Annotated in this window: 7 protein-coding genes; 5 read left to right on the top strand and 2 right to left on the bottom strand. The window is 71.9% G+C overall.

From position 1 onward, the window contains the following. A partial coding sequence (locus FL311_RS37685) for a diguanylate cyclase (protein WP_141332505.1) occupies positions 1–1,350 on the top strand: 1,350 nt, incomplete at its 5' end. 6 nt (positions 1,351–1,356) lie between these two features. Here the strand turns inward: FL311_RS37685 and FL311_RS37680 are convergent. Then, the gene (locus FL311_RS37680; protein ID WP_141332504.1) at positions 1,357–2,934 is read right to left on the bottom strand and encodes an LVIVD repeat-containing protein; all 1,578 of its coding nucleotides are present in this window, start codon (positions 2,932–2,934) and stop codon (positions 1,357–1,359) included. A gap of 326 nt (positions 2,935–3,260) precedes the next feature. Here FL311_RS37680 and FL311_RS37675 point away from each other — a divergent pair, with 326 nt between their 5' ends. Then, a complete protein-coding gene (locus FL311_RS37675; protein WP_141332503.1) occupies positions 3,261–4,199 on the top strand; it encodes an NAD(P)/FAD-dependent oxidoreductase in 939 nt (312 codons plus the stop codon). Between the two features lie 45 nt (positions 4,200–4,244). After that, the gene (locus FL311_RS37670) at positions 4,245–5,126 is read left to right on the top strand and encodes an AraC family transcriptional regulator (protein ID WP_141332502.1); all 882 of its coding nucleotides are present in this window, start codon (positions 4,245–4,247) and stop codon (positions 5,124–5,126) included. Between the two features lie 397 nt (positions 5,127–5,523). On the opposite strand, the gene FL311_RS37665 is transcribed toward FL311_RS37670, so the two are convergent. Then, positions 5,524–6,351, bottom strand: coding sequence for a LysR substrate-binding domain-containing protein (locus FL311_RS37665; protein WP_368668609.1), 828 nt, complete (start codon positions 6,349–6,351; stop codon positions 5,524–5,526). Between the two features lie 27 nt (positions 6,352–6,378). Between FL311_RS37665 and FL311_RS37660 the strand changes: the two genes are divergently transcribed. Both FL311_RS37660 and FL311_RS37655 read left to right on the top strand, forming a co-directional pair. Beyond that, positions 6,379–8,619: a DPP IV N-terminal domain-containing protein gene (locus FL311_RS37660; protein ID WP_368668608.1), complete on the top strand. Its 2,241-nt coding sequence runs from the start codon at positions 6,379–6,381 to the stop codon at positions 8,617–8,619. A gap of 66 nt (positions 8,620–8,685) precedes the next feature. After that, positions 8,686–8,937 (top strand): hypothetical protein (locus FL311_RS37655; protein WP_141332500.1); only part of this gene is annotated, 252 nt, incomplete at its 3' end.

The following is an 8,937-nucleotide window of genomic DNA, read 5'->3' as shown; positions in this document are numbered from 1 at the left end:
GGCCTGGTGGACGTGACGTTCCGGGAGCTGGCGGCGACGGCGTCCGTGCAGGTGACGCCGCCGGCGCGCAAGGAGGGGCCCTCGGCGGTGTTGCCGACGGAGGGGGTGTTGTTGGTGGTGGACGAGGACCCGGCGGTCCTCGAGGAGGCGGAGCGGCTGGGACGCGCGCACGTGGTGCGGGTGTTGTCGGCGCGCACGGCGGACGAGGCGGTGGTGTTGGCGCGCAGGCAGTGGGTGGACGGGGTGCTCATCCACATGCACCTGGGAGGGGAGATGGGCGGCATCCAGGCGGCGCACGAGCTGCGTTCGACGGAGGGGCTGGGCTCGTTGCCGTTGGGGTTCACGGGGGTGTCGGGCGGGTTGGAGGACCGGGTGGCGGCGGCGCACGCGGGGGGCTCGTTGTTCCTGCCCAGGCCCTTCACGGCGACGGACTTCGCGGCGGCGGCGGAGCGGATGGTGGCGGCGCGGCGGCCGGAGCGCTCGCGGGTGCTGGTGGTGGACGACGACCCGGAGGCGATTGCGGCGCTGGTGCACGCGCTGGCGAGCGAGCAGATTGAAGTGGTGGGGTTGGGGGACGCGCACCGGTTGATGGAGGCGCTGGCGGAGCATCGGCCGGACCTGTTGCTGTTGGACGTGCAGATGCCGGGGCCGAGCGGCTTCGACCTGTGTCGGATTTTGAGGTCGATGCCGGCGTGGCAGGAGCTGCCGGTGTTGCTGATTACCGCGCACCTGGGGTTGGAGTTCCGGCTGGCGGCGTTCCAGGCGGGGGCGGACGACTACATCTCCAAGCCGGTGTTGAAGGAGGAGCTGCGGGCGCGGGTGCAGGCGCGGCTGGAGCGGGCGCGGCTGTCGCGCGAGCGGGCGGAGCGGGACGCGCTGACGGGGCTGATGTTGCGGCGGCCGTTCATCGAGGGGGTGAGGAGCCGGCTGTCGGAGGCGCAGCGTCAGCAGCGGCCGTTGTCGTTGTGCTTCCTGGACGTGGACCACTTCAAGCGGGTGAACGACAAGTACGGGCACCTGGCGGGGGACCGGGTGCTGACGCGGCTGGGGCGCCTGTTGGGAGCGCGGTTCCGGCGCGAGGACGTGCGCGGGCGCTGGGGAGGGGAGGAGTTCGTGGTGGGGCTGCTCGGGGAGACGGCGGCGAGCGCGAAGGCGATTCTGTCGCGGACGATGGCGGAGGTAGCGGAGATGACCTTCGACGGTGACGGCGGCGAGTCGTTCCGCGTGACGATGAGCGCGGGCATCGCGGAGTCGCCAGGAGATGGCGCGACGATGGAGGCGCTGCTGCGCGTCGCGGATGCACGGCTCAACCGCGCGAAGACGAACGGGCGCAACCGCATCGAGGTGTGAGCGGCGTCACTCCCCCGGAGGCTCCGTCAGCACCAGCAGTCCGCGTGACGTATCCACGACATAGACATGGCCATCACCGGGCACCTGGAGCCCGGTGGCGCCTTCCTCCATCGAGTCCCCGCGTCCCGGGTCCGTCTCGCGGAAGCTGTTGAAGTACGCCACCTCGCGCGGCTTCGTGGGGTTGCTCACGTCCAGCACGCGCAGCCCCTCCTGGTGGTACGTCACGTACAGGCGCGAGCCCCTCAACTCCATCGCTCGCGGGGACACCACGGCGCGCAGGCCGTACTCCCCTATCTTCACGATGTGCCGCGGCTCGCTGACATCCAGCGCGCGCAGCCGCGCACCCATGCCCAGGCTGCTCTCGAAGGCCACGATGCGCCCGCCGAACGTGCCCACCGCGCTCGCTCGGCTGTTGGCGTACGGATACGTGTACTGCCCCAGCACCCGGACCCCCGAGGACGCGCGCGCGTCGACCACCTGCAGCCCCGCGCCCCGGTGATTCACATACAGCCGGCCCTCGTAGCTCACCGGGCCCCGGGAGGACGGCTGGTCCGGCATGCGCATGCCGGAGACGATGCGCTCCAGCAAGCGAGGCTCCGCGGGCTCGCTGATGTCGAACATCAAGGTGCCCACCGCCGCGTCCGTGGACACGGCATAGAGCCTGTCCCGGTCCACGCTCACCATGGACACTCCCGGCGAGGTCCTCGCGGACACGCGGCGCACCAGCACCGGCGCCGAGGGCACGGAGACGTCGAGCACCACCACCCCCGAGCTGGCGCTCGCGACATAGAGCATCCCGCCCTTGAACGTCGCGCCCCGCCAGTCCGTGTCCCCTGGCGTGCTCAGCTCCGCCACGCGCAGCGGCACCGCCGGGTCGCTCACGTCGAACACCGTGAGCCCCCCCGGCCGCCCACGCCGGTCCTGCGAGATGACATACGCATGGCGGTCGATGAGCTGCACGTCCACGGCCGGACCCAGGCCCACCGCGCGCTCGGACACCAGCCGCATCCCGCCGGAGATTTCATGCTCGCCCTGGAAGCGCGTGACGCGCTCGGCGCGGAACGTCCCCGACTCCACCAGCACCCCGTCCCGGCACCGCGTGAAGCACCCCGTGACGACTCGAGGGTTCACCGCGTTGCAGCCCGCGAAGGTGAACAGACCCCCATCTGGCGTCTGGCTGGCGATGAACAGCGTCCGCGTGTCCCAGACGCCCGCCACGGCGTTGGCGCCCTGCACCTGCTCGGGCGTCCCCGCCGCGTTCAGCTTGAAGCCCCCGCCCACGGGCACGAAGCGCGCGGGAGCCCCGTTGCGCGCATCGATGCGCAGCAGGCTGCGATACACCCCCATGCGCTCCAACTGCTCCAGCGTGTGGCGTCGACAGCCGGACAGGTCGAAGGACTCCAGGCTGCCGCACGCGGCCCCGTTCTCGACGACGCCGCAGACGGACAGCGGCCCGTGGTCACTCCAGTCGCCAAGCTCCTCCAGCGGCGTGTAGCGCCCATCCCAAGGGGGCTCATCCGACGACGCGCAGCCCGTCGCCAGACAGGCGAGCAGTGCCATCGACGCTAGCAGCGCGGGCCGCATCGCGTACCTCCCGGGTGGAGAGCCACGCGCCGGCCAGCGAGCTCCCGCTCCAGGATTGTAGGAATGAGGTCGTCCGCTCGGGAAGCGCACGCCGCCGCGGAGTGGTGAACGCCATACGTCTTGGGGGATGTGCCCTGTGTTCGCACCCACCCACCACGGTGGATGCGGGACGTCCGGTGTCCACGGGACCACATCCCGAGCCCGCCAGACTCCAGCGAACGCTGGCCCGCACGCCCGGTCAGGGAGGCGAGCGGACCCGACGATGCGCCGATTCGCCCTGAATCGGCGCTCTCCCGCGAGAAAGGGCTCCCGTTTAGTTCTTCACCATGAACGACACACAGGTGAAGGACGTGGTGATTGTGGGGGGTGGCCCGGCGGGCCTGAGTGCCGCGCTGATCCTGGGACGGGGCCGCAAGCGGGTGCTGCTGTGCGACGCGGGCGCTCCGCGCAACGAGCGGGCGGAGCACATGCACGGCTTCGTCACCCGGGACGGCATCCCCCCCGCGGAGTTCCGCGCCATCGGCCGCGAGCAGCTGCGCCCCTACGACGTCGACGTGCGCGACGTGCGCGTCGAGCGCATCGAGCCCAAGGGGACACGCTTCCAGGTGACGCTGGGCGACGGCCAGGTCGTCGAGGCCCGCAAGGTGCTCCTGACGACGGGCCTGGTGGACCAGGTGCCGGACCAGCCCGGCTTCCGCGAGCTGTGGGCGCACAGCGTCTTCCAGTGTCCGTACTGCCACGGCTGGGAGATTCGGGACCGGGGCTGGGGCGTGCTCGTCCCCCAGGAGAACACCCATCACCCGTACGTCGACTTCGCCCTCTTCCTGAAGGGCTGGACCTCCAACCTCACGCTCTACACCCAGGGCCATCTGGCGCTGACCGCCGAGCAGCGCGAGTCCCTGCGCCGCGCCGAGGTGCGCGTCATCGAGAGCAAGGTGCGTGGCCTCATCCCCACCCAGGATGGCCAGCACCTGGAGTCGGTGGAGCTGGAGGACGGCACCCGCGTGCCGCAGGAGTACCTCTTCGCGCACCCGCCCCAGAAGCAGACGGCGCTGGTCCAGGGCCTGGGGCTCGCGCTCGACGAGCTGGGCTTCGTCAAGGTGGGCCCGACGCTGGAGACCTCCGTGCCCGGCATCCACGCGGCCGGAGACCTCACCACGCGCCTTCAAGGGGCCCTGGTGGCCGCGTCGGCGGGCGCGATGGCGGCCTACACGCTGAACCACCTGCTCAACATGGACGCCCTGGGCCTGGCGCACCCGGCCTGACGCCTGCTTGAGCCCGGCCCCGCCAACCGCTACGAGAACGACCCCATGGCGTCCACCGAGCAGTCCTGTGTGCATCCCCCCTCCACGCTGCGCCAGGACTTCGAGGAGAAGCGGCGGCTCACGTGGGTCGGCACGCTGGGGCCCGTGGCGCCCCTGCGAGTCACCCCCCGCGCCAGGGTCCACGCGTACGCCGCCATCGTCCTGGTGTTGAAGGGCGAGTCACACGTGCGGCACGCGGGGGACCTGGTGCTGCGCGCGGGCGACGTGCACCTCATCCCACCGGGAGATGCGCATGGCCATGAGCACTCGGACGCGCAGGGCCTGGGGCTGGGCTTCTATCCCGAGGCCCTCTCCGCGAACGCCGAGGAGCGCGAGGCGCGCCTGGGGCCGCTGCTGCGCGTGCGCGCCGGCTGCCACCCCGTCTTGCGTCCCACCAGCGTGCAGCGCCGCCGCCTCTTGCGCTGGATGCGGCTGATGGAGGAGGAGCAGACCCGGAACGAGCGCGGCAACGAGGAGGCGAGCCTGTCGCTCCTGCGCCTGGTGCTCATCGAGCTGGAGCGGATGGCCTCCCCCGAGGCCCTCACCGAGCCCGCCTCCGTGGGCCTCAGTCGCCGGGCGCTCACGTACATCGAGACCCACTGCCTGGAGCCCCTGTCCCTGGCGAAGGTGGCGAAGGAGCTGGGCCGCTCGGCGCCACACGTCGCGGGCGTGGTGCGCCAGGAGACGGGCCGCACCGTGGGCGAGTGGATTCTCGAGTGCCGGATGGCCGAGGCCCGCAGCCGGCTGCGCCACACCGACGAGCGCGTGGACATCGTCGCGGACCGGGTGGGTTACGCGGACGTGACGCACTTCATCCGACTCTTCCGTCGCGTGCATGGTGTGACACCCGCCGCATGGAGGCGACGCATGGCGCCAGGGGTGCGCTGAACATGCGTTCCCTATTTTGTGAGGCGAATGGATTGACAGGAAACTGTCATCTGGGTAGTTCCGGGGCATGCCGACGCCGATGAGGGACTCATCGGGAGCAAGCCTTTCGAGGGCTGCTCCCCGAGGGGCGGTTGCGTGCCCATGCTTCAGCGCAGCAGCGGGACAGCACGGGCGGTGTCGCTGATGGCGACGCGTGCGAGTCGAGGAGGCAGGGGCGCGGTGCGGCCCGTGTGTCCCAGCCCCCAGGAGGAACCCCTCACGGCGGAGGGAGGTGGCGCACCGCCGCTGTTGTGCCCGTTCTGGTTCAACCTGGGTCCGCAGGTGGCGGCCAACGACACGGAGTCCCCGTCCCGCAGGAAGGGTCGCCGCAAGGGTGGGCCCACCGCGTCCTGAGCCTTCAGTCCGACGTGTCGCGCCCCGAGCGGGACACCGTCTCGTGGGCGAGGACGCGGAAGTGCTGCGCGGCGGGTGACGGCCTCCGTCCAGGGAAGGCCACCACCAGCTCCGCGTGGCCGGGCGCGCCGCTCAGGGGGCGGAACACGACGCCCTTGGGGCACAGGGCCTGGGAGGACGCGGGCGCGATGGTCAGCCCCAGCCCCGCCTCCACCATGCCGACGACAGAGGGCCACGAGCGCGCCTCCTGTCGGATGTTGGGGGAGAAGCCCGCCGCCAGACACATGCTCGTCACCAGGTCGTGCAGGCCCGGCGCGGAGTGGCGGGGGAACAGGACGAAGGGCTCGTGCGCCAGCGAGGACAGCGCCACGACGCGCTGCCTCGCGCGAGGGTGACGGGCGGGCAGGGCGAGCACGAAGCGCTCGCGCAGGAGCCGCTCCACGGTGAGGCCCTCGTGGCGGAAGGGCGCGCGCAGGATGGCCAGGTCCAGCTCCCCCGAGGCCAGCGCCGCGCCGACGTTGAGCGTCTCGCTGTCATCCAGCTCCAGCTTCACCTTGGGGAAGCGCGTGCGGAAGCGCAGCACGATGTCCGGCAGCACGCCGAAGGCCGAGGACGCCGCGAAGCCGACGCGCAGCGTGCCCGACTCGCCGCTCGCGGCCTCGCGCACGGCGTGGGTGGCGTCCACGCGTCGGGCGAGCAGCGCGCGCGCCTCCTCCAACAGCCGCGCCCCGGCGGCGGTGAGGGCCACGTGGCGGCTGGTGCGGGTGAGCAGCTCGACGCCCAGCTCGGCCTCCAGCCGGCGGATCTGCTGGCTGAACGGCGGCTGGGCCATGCCGATGCGCGCGGCGGCGCGTCCGAAGTGCAGCTCCTCCGCCACGGCGATGACTTCCTCGCCCTGGTGCTCACGATGCTGACGGGTGCGCCCGTCCTCGCGGACCCTCCCGGTCCGGTCTTCGCGCCCGTCCCGGATGCGAGCACCCAGGCCAAGCTGGACCTGGCGGACCGGTACCTCCGGCGCGTGGAGCTCGTGCGGGACAGCCTGGTGCCGCCCCGGTGGCTGCGCGAGGGAGACCGCGTGGTCTTCTGGGCCCGCGAGGGCAAGGACGGCGGGACGTGGGTGCTGGCGCACGCGAGGACGGGCGAGCTCGAGCCGCTCGTGTCCGGTGAAGCGCTGCGCAGCCAGCTCTCCGCGCTCCTGGGCAAGCCCGTCACGGCGCCGCGCTTCCACGACGTCGCGCTGGCGCCGGATGAGCAGGGCATCGTGTTCCAGCTCGACGGGAAGACCTTCGGCCTGGGCCTGTCGGGAGGCAAGGTCACGCGGCTGTCGCCCCAGGACCGGGCCGCGCTGACGCTGTCTCGCGAGCATGTCCTCGCGCCGCGTGGAGGGGCGCTCGCGGTGCGGAAGGAGGGCGGCTTCGCGGTGCTGGGCGCGGACGGGGCCACCGTGGTGGAGCGCCAGGGCGAGGAGCGGCTCGACTGGCGGATTCCCGAGCGAGCCTGGTCGCCGGATGGTCGCTACCTCGTGGTGTGGCGCGAGGACACGCGCGCGGTGCACCAGGTCCCCGTCGTGGACTACGCCACCGCGCTGGAGAAGGTGACGACGGTGCCGTACGCGAAGGTGGGGACGCCGCTGCCGCGCTCGGAGCTGCACCTGGTCGACGTGACGACGGGGAGCGTGACGCGCGTCGCCCCCGTCGAGGGTGAGACGTATGACTTCTTCGCCGGCTGGAACCCCGAGGGCACGGAGGCGCTGTGCCTCCACCTCTCGCGGGACGCGAAGCGGCTGGACCTCACCGCGGTGACGCCGGGGAGCGCCCAGCGTCGGCACGTGCTGCGCGAGGAGCGCCCGGAGACGTTCGTCGCGGGCCTCGACTTCGCGGTGGGCGGCTTCGAGCAGCAGGTGACGGCGCTGCCCTCGGGGCGCGGCTACCTGTGGATGTCCGAGCGCGACGGCTGGCGTCACGTGTACGCGTATGACCGCGCGGGGAAGCTCGTGCGGCAGGTGACGCAGGGCGCCTTCCCCGTGCATCAGGTCGTGTCCGTGGCGCCCACCGGTGACGCGCTCTACGTGCTGGCGTCCGCGGACAGCGGCGCGCCCTACGAGCAGCTCATCTACCGGGGCAGCCTGAAGGGTGGCGCGCTGACGCGGCTGTCCTCGGGCTCGGGGATGCACCGGATGACGCCGTCCCCCTCGGGCCAGTACTACGTGGACACCTGGTCCTCGCGCACGCAGCCCCGCGTCCGGGAGCTGGTCTCCGTGAAGGGGGGCAGGCGCGTGCGCCTCACCACGTCGGACGCGAGCGAGCTGGAGGCGCTCGGCGGCACGAAGCCGGAGCCGCTGCTCGTCAAGGCGGCCGACGGCGTCACGCCCCTGCACGGCGTGCTCTACAAGCCGCGCGACTTCGACCCGAAGAAGCGCTACCCCGTCATCGCGCACATCTACGCGGGGCCCTTCCTCTCGGTGGTGCCATGGAGCTACATCGGCAACCACGAGTCATTGACGGCCAGCGCACTCGCGCAGCTCGGCTTCGTGGTGGTGCTGCTGGACCCGCGCGGAGGGCCCGGACGGAGCAAGGCCTTCCAGGACGCGAACCACGGCCGCGTGGGGCAGACGGAGATTCCCGACTACGTCACGGGCCTGGAGCAGGCCGCGTCCACGCGTCCGTGGATGGACCTGGAGCGCGTGGGGCTCCATGGGGCTTCGTGGGGTGGCTACTTCACGCTGCGAGGCATGCTGACGGCGCCGGACTTCTTCAAGGCGGGCTATGCCGTGGCGCCGGGCGCGCTGGAGGAGGAGGCCATCATCAACGAGCCCTACCTCGGCCTGCGCGACCAGAATCCCCAGGGCTACGCGGCGGGCGACAACCTCGCGCTCGCGCACCAGCTGAAGGGACAGCTGAAGCTGATGCACGGCACCAGCGACGTGAACGCCACGCTCTCGGTGACGATGCGGATGGCGGACGCGCTCATCAAGGCAGGCAAGCGCTTCGAGCTGCTGCTCATGCCTGGCGAGCCCCACTCCCCGCGGGGCGCGGCCAGTCGCTACTCCCGGGACGACGTGGGCCTGTTCTTCCTGCGCACGCTGGGCGAGCCCCGGTGAACGGCGCCTGGGCACGAACGCACCCTGGGGTAGACTCCGGCCGTGGCCAGAGTCCGTCTTCGGTGTGTGAACTGCGGTGCCCCCTTCCTCAAGTCGGTGGAGCGTGAGTCGACGTGCGGCCATTGCGGCGCGGACCGGCCCCGGCCCTCGAACAGCCCCCTTCCCCTCGGGTGGAAGGAGGTCCCGGCGCCCAGGTCGTCGAACGACACGAAGGTCATCGTCGCCTGGGGGCTGCTGGGCATCGGCCTCACGGGCGGCCTGCTCGCCGCCACCCTGATGCTGGCGCTGTCGCCTCACGACGAGCCCCCTCCTCGGGTC

The sequence above is a fragment of the Myxococcus sp. AB025B genome, from assembly GCF_006518215.1.
GTDB lineage: Bacteria > Myxococcota > Myxococcia > Myxococcales > Myxococcaceae > Myxococcus > Myxococcus fulvus.
The sequence above is the reverse complement of the archived record's forward strand: the minus strand, read 5'-3'. Positions and strand labels throughout refer to the sequence as shown.